Below are 18,500 nucleotides of genomic sequence, written 5' to 3' on the forward strand. Positions count from 1 at the left end.
CGGAGACAGAAAAATGGCAGTAAGTGCTAACCGGCTTGAGCTTCTGCAGATCGCCGACGCCGTCGCGCGTGAAAAGGTCATCGACCGCGAAATCGTTCTGGCCGCGATGGCTGATGCCATCCAGAAAGCTGCCCGCTCGCGTTACGGTTCCGAAACCAATATTCGTGCCGACATCAACTCCAAGACCGGCGAAATCCGCTTGCAGCGTCTTCTCGAAGTGGTGGAAAAGGCCGAAGACTACGGCACGCAGATTCCACTGGAACTGGCACGCGACCGCAACGTCGATGCCAAGATCGGTGACTACATTGCCGATCCACTGCCGCCGATGGATTTTGGTCGTATCGCTGCACAGTCTGCGAAGCAGGTCATCGTCCAGAAGGTTCGTGAAGCCGAGCGTGATCGCCAGTATGACGAGTTCAAGGACCGCATCGGCGAAATCATCAACGGCACCGTCAAGCGTGTCNAATATGGCAACGTCATCGTCGATCTGGGTCGCGGTGAAGGCATCATCCGTCGTGACGAGATGATTCCTCGCGAAAACCTGCGTTACGGCGACCGCGTTCGTGCCTTCGTTTACGACGTGCGCCGCGAGCAGCGTGGCCCGCAGATTTTCTTGTCGCGTACGCATCCGCAGTTCATGGTCAAGCTTTTCACCATGGAAGTGCCGGAAATCTACGACGGCATCATCCAGATCAAGTCGGTTGCCCGCGACCCCGGTTCGCGCGCCAAGATCGCCGTTATCTCCAACGACAGCTCGATCGATCCGGTCGGCGCTTGCGTCGGTATGCGTGGTTCGCGCGTTCAGGCTGTGGTCGGTGAGCTTCAGGGCGAAAAGATCGACATCATTCCTTGGTCACAGGATCCGGCATCGTTTATCGTCAACGCCCTTCAGCCTGCTGAAGTTTCCAAAGTCGTTCTCGATGAAGAAGCCGAGCGTATCGAAGTCGTCGTGCCGGATGAACAGCTTTCGCTGGCCATCGGTCGTCGCGGCCAGAACGTGCGTCTTGCTTCGCAGCTGACCGGCTGGGACATCGACATCATGACGGAAGCCGAAGAGTCCGAGCGTCGTCAGAAGGAATTCAACGAACGCACCGGCATCTTCATGGAAGCGCTGGATGTGGACGAAATGGTTGGCCAGGTTCTCGCGTCCGAAGGCTTCGCGCAGGTCGAGGAACTGGCCTATGTGGATCTGAGCGAAATTTCGTCCATCGACGGCTTCGATGAAGACACAGCTGTCGAAATCCAGACGCGCGCCAAGGAATATCTTGAGCGTATCGAAACCGAGATGGACGCAAAGCGCAAGGAACTCGGTGTTTCCGACGAGCTTCTCCAGATCAATGGCCTCACATCACCGATGCTGGTCGCACTGGGTGAAGAAGGCGTCAAGAACATCGAAGACTTTGCAGGCTGCGCCGCCGACGATCTTGTCGGCTGGAGCGAACGCAAGGACGGCGAGACCAAGAAGTTTGAAGGCACGTTCTCCAAGCTCGACGTTTCCCGCGTAGAAGCTGAAAACATGATCGTTCAGGCTCGCCTTCTGGCCGGCTGGATCACCGCTGAAGACCTTGCTGCCGAGCAGGAAGCAGCAGCAGCGACGCAGGAGGCGGATGCCGCCGATCAGGAATGATGTCGCAAACGCATGAGCCGGACGAGCTGATCGATGACGAGCAGTTCGAAGGCACCGCAAGCGAGCGGATGTGCATTGTGACGCGGCAGATCGGATCGCCTGATGAGCTGATCCGTTTTGTCGCAGGCCCGGACCAGACAGTGGTTCCGGATCTGAAACGCCAATTGCCGGGGCGCGGTTGCTGGGTCAAACCCGAGCGCGCCCTGATCGAAAAGGCCATTGCGAAAAAACTCTTCGCACGCGCCTTGAAGACGGATGTGAAAGCCGGGCCGGACCTTCTGGATATGATGGACCGGTTGATGGCACAACAACTGACCGGGATGATCAGCATGGCACGCAAAGCCAGTCAGTTCATCTCCGGCGCTACGAAAGTCGATGCTTCCGTGCGATCGGGAAAGGCCATTGCGGTGTTTCACGCCACGGATGCAGCACCGGATGGTGTGAGAAAGATAAACCAGGCCCGCAAGGCCTGGACCCTTGGCTCAGGAGCCGAGAGTGAAATACCGTCCTTTCTGCTCTTCAGTGAGCAGGAAATGGACGGACTGATGGGCCAGAATGCTTTTATCCATGCCTGCGCGCTTGCAGGACAGGCGGGTGAAGGTGTAGTGAAGCGCGCAAAGATGCTCGAGCGGTATCGCAATGGCGATCAACCTCAAGCGGATTTAGACGCTGCCCGGACAGAACAATGACGCGGTCATCGGACGATATCCGCCACCGCGTTCGGATGCAGCTAGTTAAAGACAGGGCCTGATGAATGTCATCCGGCTCTCGTCCGAAGGAACGGGAACGGAATGACCGAGAACAACGACGACAAGACACTCAACGCACAGCCCAAGAAGACTCTCACTCTCAAGCCGAGCGGAGCGTCGACGGGAACTGTGCGTCAGGATATGGGTCGTGGTCGCACCAACGCGGTTGTCGTGGAGACACGCAAACGCCGCCCATTGCGTCCTGAAGACGAAAAGCCCATCACGCCGACAGTGTCCGCAGCGCCGCATCCTGCCCGGCCAGCAGCACCTGCTGCAACGCCTGCAGCAGCACAGCGTCCGCAGCAGCCTCAGCAGCAGCGACCTTACCAGTCCGGCAATCAGAACAACAATAACAACCAGAACCGATCTGCGCCATCTTCGCAGCCACAGCGTCAGCCGGACCGCCCGCGTGGCGCCGTCCTGCATGACCTTTCGGCTGGCGAAATGGATGCGCGCCGTAAGGCTCTGGCAGACGCTCAGGCGCGCGACATCGTTGAAGCCAAGCAGCGTGCCGAAGACGAAGCCCGCCGCAAGGTAGAAGACGAAGCCCGTGCAGCGGCCGAAAAGGAAGAGGCTGTACGTCGCGCCGCTGAGGAAGCCCTCGCAGCAAAGACGGCACCTGCTCCTGCTCCAGCCCCCGCCGAAATCGTACCGGCTCCTGCTGCCGCCAGAACACCTACGAGCACGGGTCGTCCCGATGCACGTCCTCAGACGACACGCACGGCACCTGCTGCCCCTGCACCAATCGACAGTGCAGGCCCACGTGGTCGCCGCGCTGGCGAAGAAGAAGATGATCGTGGCGCTCGTCGCACTGGTGTACCGGTTCGCGGCAAGATAACCGCGCCGGTTCCAGCCAAGCCTGCCGCTCGCCTCAAGACGGAAGAAGAACGCCGCCGTGGCAAGCTGACCGTTACGTCCAACTTGGAAGAAGATGGTCAGGCCCGTGGCCGCTCGCTGTCTGCGATGCGCCGTCGCCAGGAGAAATTCCGTCGCGGCCAGATGCAGGAAACGCGCGAAAAGGTCATGCGCGAAGTTATTCTGCCTGAGACCATTACCATTCAGGAACTGTCGCAGCGCATGTCTGAACGGGCAGTCGATGTGATCAAGTATCTGATGAAGGAAGGTCAGATGATGAAGCCGGGCGACGTCATCGACGCCGATCTGGCTGAAATCATCGCTGGCGAATTCGGCCATACCGTCAAGCGTGTGTCTGAATCCGACATCGAAGAAGGCATCTTCAACGTCTCCGACGAAGATGGCGGCGGCGAACTGGTTTCGCGTCCTCCTGTCGTGACCATCATGGGTCACGTCGACCACGGCAAGACATCGCTGCTCGACGCTATCCGTCAGACCAGCGTTGTTTCAGGTGAAGCCGGTGGCATTACCCAGCATATCGGTGCCTATCAGGTCGAAAAGAATGGTCACAAGATCACTTTCATCGACACTCCCGGCCACGCTGCCTTTACGGCCATGCGTGCGCGTGGTGCACAGGCAACCGACATCGCCATTCTGGTGGTTGCAGCCGATGACAGCGTGATGCCGCAGACGATTGAATCGATCAACCACGCGAAAGCCGCTGGTGTGCCGATCATCGTTGCGATCAACAAGATCGACAAGCACGAAGCAAACCCTGAAAAGGTTCGCCAGCAGCTGTTGCAGCACGAAGTTTTCGTGGAATCCATGGGTGGTGAAGTTCTTGACGTGGAAGTCTCCGCCAAGAACAAGCTCAACCTCGACAAGCTTCTCGAAGCCGTTCTTCTCCAGGCCGAAATTCTCGACCTCAAGGCTAACTTGAGCCGCACGGCTGAAGGTACGGTCATCGAAGCTCAGCTTGATCGTGGCCGTGGTTCCGTTGCTACCATTCTGGTTCAGAAGGGCGTCTTGCGTCCGGGTCAGATCATCGTTGCCGGCGACCAGTGGGGCCGTGTTCGTGCCCTCGTCAATGATAAGGGTGAACACGTCAAGGAAGCTGGTCCGGCCATGCCGGTCGAGGTTCTTGGTCTCTCGGGTACACCGTCTGCCGGTGATCGCTTCGCGGTTGTTGAAAACGAAAGCCGTGCCCGCGAAATCGCAGAGTACCGTCAGCGTTTGACCCGCGATAAGGCTGTTGCCCGTCAGACCGGTCAGCGCGGCTCGCTCGAACAGATGATGACGCAGTTGCAGTCGACAGGCCGCAAGGACTTCCCTCTGCTCATCAAGGGCGACGTGCAGGGCTCCATCGAAGCCATTATCGGTTCGCTGGACAAGCTCGGCACAGACGAAGTTCGCGCTCGCATCATTCACTCGGGTGCCGGTGGCATCACCGAGTCGGATATTTCGCTCGCCGAAGCATCGAACGCGGCCATCATTGGCTTTAACGTTCGTGCCAACGTGCAGGCACGTCAGGCGGCTGAACGGGCTGGGATCGAAATTCGCTACTACAACATCATCTACGATCTGGTGGATGACGTGAAGTCGGCAATGTCGGGCCTTCTGTCTCCGGAACGTCGCGAGACCTTCCTCGGCAACGCCGAAATCCTAGAAGTCTTCAACATTACCAAGGTCGGCAAGGTTGCCGGTTGCCGTGTGGTCGAAGGCAAGGTGGAACGTGGTGCTGGCGTTCGTCTGGTGCGCGACAACGTCGTCATCCACGAAGGCAAGCTCAAGACGCTCAAGCGCTTCAAGGACGAAGTCGGCGAAGTGCCGGTTGGTCAGGAGTGCGGTATGGCGTTCGAGAACTACGAAGACATCCGTGCGGGCGATACCATCGAGTGCTTCCGCGTAGAGCACATCACCAGAACGCTCTAAGCGTTTCGCCGCAACACAAGAAAACTGTCGGGCGCCGGCTTAACCGGCGCTCGCTCTGTTTGAGGCTTGATAAAAATGGCAAAAGTAACATCATCCGCGCCTTCGCAACGCATGCTGCGTGTTGGCGAACAGGTGCGCGCTGCGATCACACAGATTCTGCAGCGCGGAGAAGTGAACGACGATCTGATCGAAAAGACGGTGATTTCCGTTTCGGAAGTGCGCATGTCTACCGACCTCAAGATCGCAACCGCCTATGTGACGCCGATTGGCGTTGACGACCACACCGATACGATCACGGCATTGAACCGCCACGCCAAGTTTCTTCGCGGTCGGCTCGGCCCGAATTTGCGGCAGCTGAAATATGTGCCGGAACTGCGTTTCCGCGACGATACCAGCTTCGACAACTACAAGAAGATAGACGCGCTTCTGCGCTCGCCGGAGGTACAGCGCGATCTGGGACCTTCAAACGATAAAGACGACGAACAGAATTGAAGCATGTCCAAACCACGTAAACAGCAGAACCGCAAACCCAAGGGACGGCCGATTTCTGGCTGGATCATTCTCGATAAGCCTTTTGATTTCGGCTCGACCGAAGCCGTCTCCAAGATAAAATGGCTGTTCAACGCCCAGAAGGCCGGTCACGCTGGTACGCTTGATCCCTTGGCCTCCGGCATGCTGCCGATTGCGCTGGGTGATGCCACCAAGACCGTTCCTTATGTCATGGACGGCCGTAAAATCTATGAGTTCACCGTGACCTGGGGCGAAGAACGCACCACCGACGATATGGAAGGCGATGTTCTGAACTCGTCAACCAACCGTCCCGATGAACAGGCTATCCGAGATTTGCTGCCCAACTACACCGGCACCATCTTTCAGACACCACCACAGTTTTCAGCCATCAAGATAGCTGGTGAACGCGCTTACGATCTTGCTCGCAGTGGTGAAGCGGTCGAAATCCCAGCCCGCGAAGTTGAAATTCACCGGATTACTCTCCTCGCCTGCCCAGATGCAGACACTGCGCATTTCGAAGTAGAATGCGGCAAAGGCACATATGTCCGTGCATTGGCACGCGATCTTGGGCGTGACCTGGACTGCTACGGCTTCATTTCACAGCTTCGCCGTTCGATGGTTGCGCCCTTCGCAGAGGACGCGATGGTGCCACTCGAAAAGCTCGTCGAGTTCGAAGCCATCGAAGACCGCGACGAGAGACTGGCGGCGCTTGATGCCTATCTGATCGATACGTCGGAAGCATTGTCTTCCCTGCCCCACCTCATCATCAACGATGATCAGGCACATCGCCTGAAAATGGGCAATCCGATCCTGTTGCGTGGCCGCGATGCACCGACACAGGAGACGGATGCCTATGCCACGGCGCGCGGTAAGCTGGTTGCCATCGGTGACATCGCAGAAGGCGAATTCCGTCCCAAACGCGTTTTCGGCTAGTGTGCCGAATGCTCGATAGGCTGAAAGGGGCGGTGGTAATCGCCTCTTTCCTTTATAGACCAATTGGTTTATAGGCAGCGGCAGCTTGGGCAGCGCCCGCGCTAATGAATGGCCAGTGCTGGACGACATCCCGGTGCTTGGCGTCCTGNTTTTCCTTAAATAGAAAGGATCGTCCGATGTCGATTACTGCAGAGCGCAAAGCCGCCCTTATCAAGGAATATGCCATTAAGGAAGGTGATACCGGTTCGCCGGAAGTTCAGGTCGCAATTTTGACCGAACGGATCAACAACCTGACAGGCCACTTCAAGGATCACAAGAAGGACAACCACTCGCGTCGTGGCCTTCTGACCATGGTTTCCAGCCGCCGTTCGCTTCTCGACTACGTCAAGAAGAAGGACGAGAGCCGTTACACCAAGCTGATCGGTGCCCTCGGCATTCGCCGCTAAAAACTGACACCGGCGGGTTTCGATAAGAAATTTCCGCCGGTTTTTCTTATGGCAGTTCTTAACTGGACGCCGAAAACGAAGATGGGCCGGATGGGCCGGTGCCATCTAAACCAAACCGATGACCTGTCATGGGGCAGGATTGCCGGATGCTTTTGTGACGAAGTGCAACGTCACCACATATCGATGGATATGACGCTCCAAAGCCTCCAGCTGTCTTGCCCGTGACGTGTTAAAGCCCCGGGTTTTCCTTCAATGTGAGAACCGAGGCTTCATTTAAGGACAAGATATGTTCAATCAACATTCCGTCGAAATCGAATGGGCAGGCCGCCCTCTGAGACTTGAGACAGGCAAAGTTGCCCGTCAGGCCGATGGTGCGGTTATCGCAACCTACGGCGAGACAATGGTTCTTGCGACCGTTGTTTCCGCAAAGTCTCCAAAGGCTGGTCAGGATTTCTTTCCGCTGACCGTCAACTACCAGGAAAAGACATACGCCGCTGGCAAGATTCCAGGTGGTTATTTCAAGCGCGAAGGCCGTCCTTCCGAGAAGGAAACTCTGGTTTCCCGTCTGATCGACCGCCCCATCCGCCCGCTGTTTCCTGAAGGCTACAAGAACGACACACAGGTTGTCGTTACCGTCATTCAGCACGACCTTGNAAATGACCCGGACGTTCTGTCGATGGTTGCGGCCTCTGCTGCCCTGACACTGTCTGGCGTTCCTTTCATGGGCCCAGTCGGCGGCGCACGCGTCGGCTACATCAACGGCGAATACGTCCTGAACCCACATCTCGACGAGATGGACGAATCAGTTCTGGATCTGGTCGTTGCCGGTACGCAGGACGCCGTCCTGATGGTCGAGTCCGAAGCCAAGGAACTCAACGAAGAAATCATGCTCGGCGCTGTGATGTTCGGTCATCGCGGTTTCCAGCCGGTCATCGACGCCATCATCAAGCTGGCTGAAGTTGCTGCCAAGGAACCACGCGAATTCGAACCGGAAGATTTTTCCGCTCTCGAAACAGAAATGCTCGGCGTTGCCGAAGCTGAACTGCGCGACGCCTACAAGATCACTGAAAAGGCTGCCCGTTACGCAGCCGTTGACGTGGCAAAGGCAAAGGTCAAGGCTCACTTCTTCCCTGAAGGCGCAGAGGCAAAGTACACCAACGAAGTCATCGGCGCGGTGTTCAAGCACCTGCAGGCGAAGATCGTTCGTTGGAACATTCTCGACACCAAGAGCCGCATCGACGGTCGCGACCTGTCTACCGTTCGCCCGATCGTTTCTGAAGTCGGCATGCTGCCACGCACCCACGGTTCGGCGCTGTTTACACGTGGCGAAACCCAGGCCATCGTTGTTGCCACACTCGGCACCGGCGAAGACGAGCAGTACGTTGACAGCCTGACGGGCATGTACAAGGAACGCTTCCTTCTGCATTACAACTTCCCTCCCTACTCGGTTGGTGAAACAGGCCGCATGGGCTCCCCGGGCCGCCGCGAAATCGGTCACGGCAAGCTAGCATGGCGCGCAATCCGCCCGATGCTGCCATCGGTCGAACAGTTCCCTTACACGCTGCGCGTCGTCTCCGAGATCACCGAGTCCAACGGCTCGTCCTCAATGGCAACCGTTTGCGGCACATCGCTTGCTCTGATGGACGCAGGCGTTCCGCTTGCCAAGCCAGTTGCCGGTATTGCCATGGGCCTCATTCTTGAAGGCGAACGCTTTGCCGTTCTGTCCGACATCCTGGGTGACGAAGATCACCTCGGCGATATGGACTTCAAGGTTGCAGGTACTGCTGACGGCATCACCTCGTTGCAGATGGACATCAAGATCGCCGGTATTACCGAAGAGATCATGAAGGTCGCTCTGGAGCAGGCAAAGGGTGGTCGTACGCACATCCTGGGCGAAATGGCCAACGCCATTACCGAAGGTCGTTCGCAGCTCGGTGAATTCGCTCCACGCATCGAAGTGATGAACATTCCGGTCGACAAGATCCGTGAAGTCATTGGTTCTGGTGGCAAAGTCATTCGCGAAATCGTCGAAAAGACCGGCGCGAAGATCAACATCGAAGATGACGGCACCGTCAAGATCGCTTCTTCTTCCGGCAAGGAAATCGAAGCAGCTCGCAAGTGGATCCACTCCATCGTTGCAGAGCCTGAAGTTGGTCTGATCTACGAAGGTACGGTCGTTAAGACCGCTGACTTCGGCGCTTTCGTCAACTTCTTCGGCGCACGCGACGGCCTCGTTCACATCTCGCAGCTGGCATCCGATCGCGTTGCCAAGACCTCAGACGTCGTCAAGGAAGGCGACAAGGTTTGGGTCAAGCTGATGGGCTTCGATGAGCGCGGCAAGGTTCGCCTGTCCATGAAGGTTGTCGACCAGACAACCGGCAAGGAAGTTTCGGCTGAGAAAAAGAGCGAAGGCGAAGCTGCCGAATAAGGCGGCTAGCGCTATCCGATATCGAGGCGCGGGATTTTTCCCCGCGCCNTTTTTCTATTTGACCTTAGGAACCACCCCATGAGCCGTGACGCCATTNAAACCCTGTTCCACCCCTTCGCTGCGCAGATGCTGGATGCACCCGGTCAAGGGGAGCGCGTATTGTTTCTAGGCGCAGAAGCAGGCGCGCCGCGTCTGGAAGGCTTTGATGCCACGATTACCGCAGTCCAAAGCCAGCGTCCGCTTTACCGCGCGTTGCAGGCCCAAGGTGCCGAGGTCACACCCGACCTTTCCGGCGAGGATTTCGATAGCGCACTCATCTTGTGCGGCAAGCATCGTGGTGAAAATGAAAATCGGGTTGCCGAAGCTCTGAGCCGTGTGAAAGCCGGTGGCATGATCGTAGCTGCTGGTTCCAAAGAAGACGGCATCGCCACCCTGCGCAAGACCCTGTCTAAACTCGGCATCGAAGCAGATTCGACACCCAAATATCACGGCGTTGCCATCTGGTTCAAAAGACCGGAAGAGGTCTCAACGGCCGTTTCCAAGCTCAAGCAGGAAATTGCAACGATCGAAAACCGCTTCACGGCCCTGCCCGGCATGTTCTCGCATGACCGTGTGGATGGTGGCTCGGAACTTCTGGCCTCGCGTTTCCCCGCTGACTTCGACGGCAATGCGGCAGATTTCGGCGCCGGCTGGGGCTACCTTTCCGTTATGCTGGCTGAAAAGTCACCGCGTACAGCGCGTATCGATCTGTTCGAGGCTGACTGGAACGCTCTTGAATATGCNAAAACCAACATGCTGGAAAATTGCCCGCGTTTGGCGACACGTTTCTTCTGGCAGGATTTGGCCGCCGAGCCGCCGAAGGAAAAATACGACCTTATCATCATGAACCCGCCATTCCACACAACCGGACAGGCGTCCGAGCCCGCTCTTGGTCAGGCGCTGATCAAAACTGCCGCAACCGCTTTGCGTAGCGGCGGCAAGCTGTTGCTGGTTGCCAATCGCGGCATGCCCTATGAGACGGTTTTGTCGACTGAATTCCGTTCCAGCCAGGAAGTGTGCCGCAACTCCCGCTTCAAGGTGCTGAGCGCACNAAAATGATCAGCTGAGCAGCCATGCCCAGAACGACACGGTCAGCACACCAAACAAGGTGGAAATGCTGATCGTGGAGGCAGCGATGCTGTGGCCGATACCAAAGCGGTTGGCCAGCAGCCATGAATTGATACCCGTTGGCACGCAGGACGTCAGAACCAGTGCCGCGGTCCATGCAGGACTTAACCCCAGCGCATGTGCGGTCAACCATACGCAGGCCGGCATTAGAACCAGTTTGAAAGCTGTCATCGTGACCGCAATGCGCAGATTGCCGCGAATGGGATATTTGGTTAGCGCCATACCGAGCGAGATCAATGCGGCCGGGGCCGCCATGCCAGCGATCTGATCGATAACAGTCATCATCACCGTGGGCATAGGCACACTTATCATATTGAAGCCAAGACCTAACGCGAGAGCGATCACCAGCGGGTTCTGCGCGAGATTGCGCCCTACCTGCTTCAAGACGGCAAATGCGCTACGTTTTTCTCCACCGGTGACTTTGTGGGTCGCATTCTCCATTAAAATGGTTCCTGCAATCATCATGATTGGCAGATGGACCACAAGAAGAATGGAAATGGCAACGATACCGTCACTGCCAATGGAGCGTCCGACAAGTGGGAGACCGATGAAGATATTGTTGGCGAACGCCGATGAGATACCGGCAATGACGCTAACCCGCAGGTCCTGTTTGAACATATGCCGCGTCACCAACTGCCCTGCCGTCCAGGTGATGGCTACACCGGTAAAGTAGGTAAGCCAGAGCTTGAAGGGTGATGCACCGTGAAAATCGGCAGCCGCCAGCGTCCGGAAAATCAGGGTTGGGACTGCGATCTTGAACACGAAGTCGCTCAGGACGTCGCCAGCTTCCGCCTTGAAAAGCTTCGCTTTGACCGTCAGCCAGCCAATGAGGATGAGAAGAAAGATCGGCGCGACATTGACGGCGACAGCGTACATGGGGGAGGACTTTCGCGGGCCTTACAGGGATGCGTTCGGTCTAACGCATATGGCACAGGCAAACAAATGATTTTGCCTTACTCCTCGCAATCGAACAGCGACGAAAAAGAGCGCAAGAAAAAAGCGGGGTTACCCCCGCCTTCATCCCGCACGCTGTGCCAGTACATCCGTGGCGAAGCGACGCGCGTTTTATAACAATGCTCAATGACAGGTGCATGACGACGAAATTTAACGTCAAGAATGTACCGGACGCCCTCCAGAATGAGGTTTTGGCTTTTCATGTCGGCAGAAATCTTTAAGACCGAGTTCTGGATAACGCATCGGTCGATGCGGTTCGGACGAGAGGCACATGACAAAATTCGACGTACTGACCGTTGGCAACGCCATCGTGGACATCATTTCCCGCTGCGATGATGCTTTTCTCAATGTCAATAGCATCACCAAGGGCGCTATGAACCTGATCGATGCGGAGCGTGCCGAACTGCTCTATTCGCTGATGGGCCCGGCATTGGAGGCATCAGGTGGCAGCGCCGGAAACACGGCAGCGGGCATCGCGAATTTTGGTGGGCGTGCGGCATATTTCGGCAAGGTGGCCGAAGATCAGCTCGGGGAGATTTTCCAGCACGACATCCGCGCTCAAGGTGTTTATTTCGAAACCAAACCGCAAGGCACATTCCCGCCGACGGCACGCTCGATGATTTTCGTCACCGAAGACGGCGAACGCTCGATGAACACTTATCTCGGCGCTTGCGTCGATCTCGGCCCTGAAGATGTCGAACCAGCTGTCGTTGCACAGTCCCAGGTCACATATTTCGAAGGCTACCTATGGGACCCACCGCGCGCCAAAGACGCTATTCGCGATTGCGCCCGCATTGCCCATGNAAACGGTCGAGAAGTCTCCATGACGCTCTCTGACAGCTTCTGCGTTGGTCGCTATCGCGATGAGTTTCTGGACCTGATGCGCTCAGGCACGGTAGATATTGTGTTTGCNAACAAGCAGGAAGCGCTCTCTCTTTATGAAACCGATGATTTTGAGCTTGCGCTGACAAAAATTGCGGCTGACTGCAAGATCGCAGCCGTGACCATGAGCGAAGAAGGTGCCACGATCATTCGTGGAAACGAGCGCGTGAAAGTCGAGGCTTATCCCGTGCACGATGTTGTGGACACCACGGGTGCGGGCGATCTCTTCGCCTCCGGCTTCCTGTTCGGCTACACGCAGGGTCGTTCACTGGAGGACAGCGGCAAGCTGGGTTGCCTCGCCGCCGCCGCCGTCATTCAGCAAGTGGGCCCGCGACCTATGTCCTCGCTGAAAGCATTAGCAGCAAAGCACGGCCTTATTTAAAGGCCTCGCCGGGATAAGCACCCCAAATTTCACCTTGCGAAACCCATCCTGTCACCTGACCGGTATGGGCGCGGCACCAGTCGCCATTGCACTCGCCGATGCTGATCTGAACGCCTGGCTCCAGCCGGGCAATGACGGCAGCACCGGATTGCGCTTCGCGGCGCATGTTAACAAATACGTCCTTACCCTTGCCGCGCATCCAGGGCGCGGCGACAGCCGTTCTCTCGCCAGACAGAAGTGCCTGGTTGACCCAGCCCTCTGTGCCATCCGCATCACGAATGCGCCGCCAGTTTTCGTATTCCTGGATAATTTCCACAGGCATGCCTGATTTCATGTACATCCATGACACCGCATAATCCGTGCTGGGCCCGATGCGCATGTTGACGCGTCGCGACTTGAGACTGACGAATCGAGGTAGCGGCAGGCCACTCGCACCCTTGGCTGCACCCTGCGCATATGCGGGCGCGCTTGCGGCATCGATAAAACCCAGCGACAATGCAATGCAGATAATCGAAACAATGCTACGCATGCCGGTTTCCGTTCCTTGCTTTTTAGCAATAGAGAATAGTGATCATGGACATCGTTTCTAAAGGCTGCGACTGCGACATGCGAGATTTGTTTGTCTTCGTCGTTGGGTCTGGTAGAAACGCCCGTGGTAAATGAAATTATCGCTCTTTCTGGTTAATGACCTCTGAACAAGGTGCCTGCTGACGATGACGAATAAAAAGAGACCATCCGTTTATTTGACACGCAAATTACCGGATCTGGTCGAAACCCGCATGCGCGAGTTGTTCGACGCGGAACTGAACATCGAAGATGCTCCGCGCACGAAGACGGAACTGGTTGCGGCGATGCAGACAGTGGACGTTCTGGTGCCGACCGTGACAGACCGGATCACGGCTGAGATGATTGATCAGGCTGGCCCGCAACTGAAACTGATCGCCGGTTTTTCCAACGGAACCGATCACATCGATGTTGATGCTGCCGCCCGCAAGGGAATTACCGTAACCAACACCCCGAACGTTCTGACGGAAGACAGCGCCGATATGACAATGGCCCTCGTTTTGGCTGTTCCGCGCAGACTGGTCGAAGGAACCCGCGTGCTAGCCAACGGATCCGACGAATGGGGCGGCTGGTCACCCACGTGGATGCTGGGCAGGCGTTTGTCTGGNAAACGCATCGGCATCGTCGGTATGGGACGTATCGGCACCGCCGTCGCCCGCCGCGCCAAGGCTTTTGGTCTTTCCATCCATTACCACAACCGCAAGCGCGTCAACCCGGCAACGGAAGCCGAGCTCGAAGCGACCTATTGGGACAGTCTCGATCAGATGCTCGCGCGGGTCGATATCGTCTCGGTCAACTGCCCTTCGACACCGGCAACGTATCACCTGATTTCCGCACGTCATTTGGCGCTGATGCAGCCGACGAGCTACATCGTCAACACCGCGCGCGGCGATATCATCGACGAAGCCGCCATGATCCAATGCTTGCGGGATGGCAAGATTGCGGGCGCAGGGCTTGATGNTTTCGNAAATGAACCTGTCGTAAACCCGAAGCTCATCAAGCTTGCGAAAGAAGGCAAGGTGGTTCTGCTGCCACATATGAGCTCGGCAACCATCGAAGGCCGGATCGATATGGGTGACAAGGTCATCATCAACATCCGCGCNTTTTACGATGGCCACCGTCCACCCAACCGGGTGCTTCCGGGCCGCAGCTGAAGAGCTTCAGTCCAGACGTTTGGTCATTTCGATAGAGGTGATACTGTCATAGCCAGGGTGGGAGTTCTCCGCCGTCTTGGCAAAACCCCACGCCGAGAACCTCTGGTGGTTCCCGGTCAGTTCAATGCGTGTTTCCAACCGCAGTGCCATGAGGCCCAAGCGGGACGCAGTGTCTTCGGCCTTGGTCAATAGCGCGCGTCCCACGCCTTTCCCTTGTGCTGTCAAAGAAACTGCAAGCTTGCCGACATACAGGCTCGTTGCTTCAGGTCGGCAGAAAATACAGCCCAACATGCTTGCATCTTCAAGCGCTATGAACGCAATTTCGTCCTTCGCTTTTTGCATCAACCTTGCTGATGTGAGGTGATGCGCAGAAGACGGAGGATCAATGACGCCATCCATATAAGCGAAAGAGGATCGAATCAACGTCAGTACTTCATCGAAGCGCCCAAAGCTCTGGTCTATTCTGACAATGTTCATCAGGCGTTTTCCTGCCGCCGCTTGTAGCGAACCGTGTCGAAGCAGGACGCCAGCGCATCGTATAGAAGCAGGCGTCCTATAAGTGGCTCACCGGTCTGCGTGATAAGCTTGATCGCTTCCATCGCCATGATCGTGCCGATGACACCGGTCAGCGCCCCAATGATACCCGTTTCGGCGCAAGACGGCACAACGCCCTGCGGCGGAGGCGTTGGGAACAAATCCCGGTAGCCGGGTAATAGCATGCCCTCCGATCCCGTCTCATAGGGTTTGAGAACGGTAACGGAACCATCGAATCGACCCACCGCCCCCGTCACCAGAGGCACTTTGGCTGTCTCTGCCGCATCCGCTGCGGCATAGCGACTATCGAAATTGTCGGAGCCATCGATGACCAGATCGAAAGACTTCAGATGGTCATGTGCCCATACTAGGGAGAAGCGCTCCTCAAAATGAATTGTCCGCACATGTGGGTTGAGCCGAGCAATAGACCGACGGGCACTCTCCGTTTTATGCTGCCCGATCGTGCCTGTGTCATGAATGACCTGACGCTGGAGATTGGACAATGAAACAATGTCGTCATCGATGATGCCGAGCGTTCCAACGCCCGCTGCTGCCAGATAATAAAGCACTGGCGCCCCCAGACCGCCCGCGCCTATGACCAGTACCTTCGCTGCTTTCAGCCGCTGCTGGCCAACGCCGCCGATTTCCGGCAGCAGGATATGTCTTTTATAGCGTTCGATTTCCTCTGGGCTCAAGGGGTCCAAGATCGCGTCTCCGGTGANTTTCAAGAGGATGTAAGCATTATCAACCGATGCTTCCATCGGAAACGTTGAAAAACTGCGCCCTGTCCTGCAGCCCTGAAAACATCGATGCATCCGTTCCGGTCATAAAGCTTTGACCGCCGAGTGCGTGAATGAGATCGAACAGTGCGGCGCGGCGGCCTTCATCCAGATGGGCAGCGATCTCATCCAACAGCAACACCGGCGCATGGCCCGTCATATTGGCCGTTAGTTGCGCATGAGCCAGGATCAACCCAACAAGCAACGCCTTCTGTTCACCCGTGGAGCAACGACCGGCGTCCATGTCCTTTTCAGCGTGACGAACATAGAGGTCGGCACGGTGCGGACCCTCCAGCGTACGCCCGGCACCGGCATCGCGGTAACGATTGTCCTTCAACAATGCGAGATATTCATCCTCCAGATCGACGGCAGGACGGTGAAATTCGCCGTCCATAAAGCCAGACAAAGTCAGCGATGCGGTCGGGAAATTGGCATCGTTCTCACGGCTTTCAATCAGTGCTCTCAGCAAACCCAGCATCTCGTGACGCGCGACCGCCATAGAGATACCAAGCTCTGCCATCTGCTTTTCGATGCCTTCCAGCCAGAGCGGGTCGAAACGGCCATCTGACAAAAGGCGATTGCGCCCGCGCATGGCTTTCTCAAAATCACTCGCACGGCGTCCATGGCTGGGATCGAGTGACAAGACCAGCCGGTCGAGAAAACGGCGCCGGTCAGACGAGGAGCCGGTGAAAAGCCCGTCCATGGAGGGCGTAAGCCACAAGACACGGAGGTGGTCGGTCAATTCGTCCACGGATTTAACCGGCGTCCCATTCAGTCGCAACCGGCGGGAAAGGGTTTCGCCTTCACCCTCGACGCCTGTACCAATCGCGACGTCGNCATCCATGCCGGTCACCTCGGCAAAGATCGAAAAGCCGATGTTTTCCGCACCCACCTGCGTAACATCGGACAGGGTCGCACGACGCAAACCCCGTCCCGGCGATAAAAAGGAAATCGCCTCCAGCAGGTTGGTCTTGCCGGAACCATTGTCGCCGGTCAGCACCACATGCCGCTGGTCAAGTCGCAGTGAAGCCTCCGCATAATTGCGAAATGCGTTCAGTTTCAACCTTGTGAGAAAAACCTTGCTGGTCATGCCGCTTCCAGAATCGTAATCGCTCATGACCTACAGCATGCGCTGGAAAAGCGGAACGAATTTTCACGAACAGAGCAGTATCTGAGGGAGGAAGTCCCTACTCCCATATATCGATCTTGATATCAGCTTCTTGCGCGTTCTGAACCACGCGCTTGCCGTTTGGCAAATCATTGCCATAGAGNTTTGCGGCAATGCCCGCTTCGTCCAATCCGTATCCGATCCAGCGATCTCGTAAGCGCTGCTCGAGAACCTCCACGCTTGGTCCGACGAAAATGGAAAGATCAAAGCTGTTTTTCAGTTGAATCCACGGCTGCTCATTCAACAGAAGATAGTTCCCTTCCGCGAGAATGAACCGCGTTTCAGAAGAGACGGAGCGTGCAGATGCGATGGCGATTTCCCGGGCGCGGTCGAAAACCGGTACCAGAACGTCCTGATCTGCCTTTCGCACCGCGTTGACGATATCGAAGAAACCGCGCACGTCGAACGTTTCGGGAGCGCCTTTACGGGCAAGAAGGCCGCGCTCACGTAAAATGCCGTTGTCCATATGGAACCCGTCCATGGGCAGAACTTCGGCTTTTTCGCCACGCTTGGTCAGTTCACAGTAAAGTGCATCGGCCAAAGTGGATTTGCCGGCCCCTGGGGGACCGGCAATGGCGACGATGAAGCGGGAATTTCCCGACGCGCGCTGCACGATAGCATCGGTCAGCGCACCGAGTGTCATAGTCATGCGGCCATAGTTTCCTTTGGAGGCTCCTTGGCACCCGTCATGAAGGCGACAGCATCCGACATTGTGTATTCCTTCGGATTGATCACGCAGAGGCGCTTTCCGAGCCGATGAATGTGAATGCGGTCTGCGACCTCAAACACATGCGGCATGTTGTGCGAGATGAGGACGATAGGCATACCGCGGGAGCGAACGTCCAGAATAAGCTCCAGCACGCGCCGGCTTTCCTTGACACCCAGGGCCGCCGTCGGTTCGTCGAGGATAACGACCTTGGAGCCGAAAGCTGCGGCTCTTGCAACAGCTACACCTTGCCGCTGGCCACCTGAGAGGGTTTCCACCGACTGGTTGATGTTCTGAATGGTCATCAGCCCGAGTTCGGAGAGCTTTTCGCGCGCAAACTTATCCATTGCAGCATGGTCCAGCTTGCGAAGCACTGTGCCCATGAAGCCGGGCTTTCTGAGTTCGCGCCCGAGGAACATGTTATCAGTGATCGACAGCGCGGGTGAAAGCGCCAAGTTCTGATAGACGGTTTCGATACCGGCGTCGCGGGCCTCCAATGGAGTCTTGAACTGTACCTGCTTGCCTTCCAACCTGATTTCACCTTCGTCCGGGCGGACAGCACCGGAGAGAGCCTTGATCAGGGAGGATTTGCCAGCACCGTTATCGCCAATGACTGCGAGGATTTCGCCTGGGTACAAATCGAAATCGGCGTTGTCGAGAGCTGTCACACGACCATAGCGCTTAAACAGGCCATGGGCAGAGAGAATGGGTTGCTTTGTCATATCCACGG

At 56.7% G+C, this 18,500-nt stretch carries 17 protein-coding genes; 10 read left to right on the plus strand and 7 right to left on the minus strand.

Annotation, left to right across the window (positions count from 1 at the left end):
- The first annotated feature begins 13 nt into the window (after nt 1-13).
- The 8 genes from nusA (at nt 14) to CUC55_RS10385 (ending at nt 10,578) form a co-directional block, all read left to right on the plus strand.
- Nucleotides 14-1,627, plus strand: coding sequence for a transcription termination factor NusA (gene nusA, locus CUC55_RS10350; protein WP_103087761.1), 1,614 nt, complete (start codon nt 14-16; stop codon nt 1,625-1,627).
- Nucleotides 1,624-2,316: an RNA-binding protein gene (locus CUC55_RS10355; protein WP_067649730.1), complete on the plus strand. Its 693-nt coding sequence runs from the start codon at nt 1,624-1,626 to the stop codon at nt 2,314-2,316. Before nusA ends, CUC55_RS10355 begins: the two co-directional genes overlap by 4 nt.
- A gap of 102 nt (nt 2,317-2,418) precedes the next feature.
- Nucleotides 2,419-5,163, plus strand: coding sequence for a translation initiation factor IF-2 (gene infB, locus CUC55_RS10360; protein WP_067649733.1), 2,745 nt, complete (start codon nt 2,419-2,421; stop codon nt 5,161-5,163).
- A 75-nt stretch (nt 5,164-5,238) separates the two neighbouring features.
- Nucleotides 5,239-5,655 (plus strand): 30S ribosome-binding factor RbfA, encoded by a 417-nt coding sequence (gene rbfA, locus CUC55_RS10365; RefSeq protein ID WP_067649736.1) that lies wholly within the window; start codon nt 5,239-5,241, stop codon nt 5,653-5,655.
- Between the two features lie 3 nt (nt 5,656-5,658).
- Nucleotides 5,659-6,606, plus strand: coding sequence for a tRNA pseudouridine(55) synthase TruB (gene truB, locus CUC55_RS10370; protein ID WP_067649739.1), 948 nt, complete (start codon nt 5,659-5,661; stop codon nt 6,604-6,606).
- Nucleotides 6,607-6,782: 176 nt separating this feature from the next.
- Nucleotides 6,783-7,052 carry a 30S ribosomal protein S15 gene (gene rpsO, locus CUC55_RS10375; protein ID WP_067649741.1) on the plus strand — a complete coding sequence of 90 codons (270 nt, stop codon included), beginning with the start codon at nt 6,783-6,785 and terminating at the stop codon, nt 7,050-7,052.
- A gap of 286 nt (nt 7,053-7,338) precedes the next feature.
- Complete coding sequence (gene pnp, locus CUC55_RS10380) at nt 7,339-9,480, plus strand: polyribonucleotide nucleotidyltransferase (RefSeq protein ID WP_103087762.1); 2,142 nt, start codon at nt 7,339-7,341, stop codon at nt 9,478-9,480.
- Nucleotides 9,481-9,558: 78 nt separating this feature from the next.
- Nucleotides 9,559-10,578 carry a class I SAM-dependent methyltransferase gene (locus CUC55_RS10385; RefSeq protein ID WP_103087763.1) on the plus strand — a complete coding sequence of 340 codons (1,020 nt, stop codon included), beginning with the start codon at nt 9,559-9,561 and terminating at the stop codon, nt 10,576-10,578.
- Here CUC55_RS10385 and CUC55_RS10390 read toward each other — a convergent pair whose 3' ends face one another.
- Nucleotides 10,579-11,523 carry an AEC family transporter gene (locus CUC55_RS10390; protein ID WP_067649749.1) on the minus strand — a complete coding sequence of 315 codons (945 nt, stop codon included), beginning with the start codon at nt 11,521-11,523 and terminating at the stop codon, nt 10,579-10,581.
- Between the two features lie 349 nt (nt 11,524-11,872).
- Here CUC55_RS10390 and CUC55_RS10395 point away from each other — a divergent pair, with 349 nt between their 5' ends.
- Nucleotides 11,873-12,865, plus strand: a complete 993-nt coding sequence (locus CUC55_RS10395) for an adenosine kinase (protein WP_103087764.1) — start codon at nt 11,873-11,875, stop codon at nt 12,863-12,865.
- Here the strand turns inward: CUC55_RS10395 and CUC55_RS10400 are convergent.
- Entirely contained in the window at nt 12,858-13,394 is a 537-nt protein-coding gene (locus tag CUC55_RS10400) for an SH3 domain-containing protein (RefSeq protein WP_067649752.1), read from the minus strand. The two genes, CUC55_RS10395 and CUC55_RS10400, sit on opposite strands and share 8 nt — an antisense overlap.
- A 184-nt stretch (nt 13,395-13,578) precedes the next feature.
- On the opposite strand from CUC55_RS10400, the gene CUC55_RS10405 reads away from it, so the two are divergent.
- Nucleotides 13,579-14,583 (plus strand): 2-hydroxyacid dehydrogenase, encoded by a 1,005-nt coding sequence (locus CUC55_RS10405; protein ID WP_103087765.1) that lies wholly within the window; start codon nt 13,579-13,581, stop codon nt 14,581-14,583.
- A 6-nt stretch (nt 14,584-14,589) separates the two neighbouring features.
- On the opposite strand, the gene CUC55_RS10410 is transcribed toward CUC55_RS10405, so the two are convergent.
- From CUC55_RS10410 to CUC55_RS10430, 5 genes are all read right to left on the minus strand, one after another.
- The gene (locus CUC55_RS10410) at nt 14,590-15,060 is read right to left on the minus strand and encodes a GNAT family N-acetyltransferase (RefSeq protein ID WP_067649757.1); all 471 of its coding nucleotides are present in this window, start codon (nt 15,058-15,060) and stop codon (nt 14,590-14,592) included.
- Nucleotides 15,060-15,821, minus strand: coding sequence for a molybdopterin-synthase adenylyltransferase MoeB (locus tag CUC55_RS10415; protein WP_067649893.1), 762 nt, complete (start codon nt 15,819-15,821; stop codon nt 15,060-15,062). Before CUC55_RS10415 ends, CUC55_RS10410 begins: the two co-directional genes overlap by 1 nt.
- A 40-nt stretch (nt 15,822-15,861) precedes the next feature.
- Nucleotides 15,862-16,986 carry a DNA replication/repair protein RecF gene (gene recF, locus CUC55_RS10420; RefSeq protein WP_103087807.1) on the minus strand — a complete coding sequence of 375 codons (1,125 nt, stop codon included), beginning with the start codon at nt 16,984-16,986 and terminating at the stop codon, nt 15,862-15,864.
- Nucleotides 16,987-17,083: 97 nt separating this feature from the next.
- Nucleotides 17,084-17,713 carry a nucleoside triphosphate hydrolase gene (locus CUC55_RS10425; RefSeq protein WP_103087766.1) on the minus strand — a complete coding sequence of 210 codons (630 nt, stop codon included), beginning with the start codon at nt 17,711-17,713 and terminating at the stop codon, nt 17,084-17,086.
- Nucleotides 17,710-18,492, minus strand: coding sequence for an ATP-binding cassette domain-containing protein (locus tag CUC55_RS10430; protein WP_067649899.1), 783 nt, complete (start codon nt 18,490-18,492; stop codon nt 17,710-17,712). Before CUC55_RS10430 ends, CUC55_RS10425 begins: the two co-directional genes overlap by 4 nt.
- Between the last annotated feature and the right edge of the window lie 8 nt (nt 18,493-18,500).

The organism is Agrobacterium bohemicum, assembly GCF_002896715.1.
GTDB lineage: Bacteria > Pseudomonadota > Alphaproteobacteria > Rhizobiales > Rhizobiaceae > Agrobacterium > Agrobacterium bohemicum.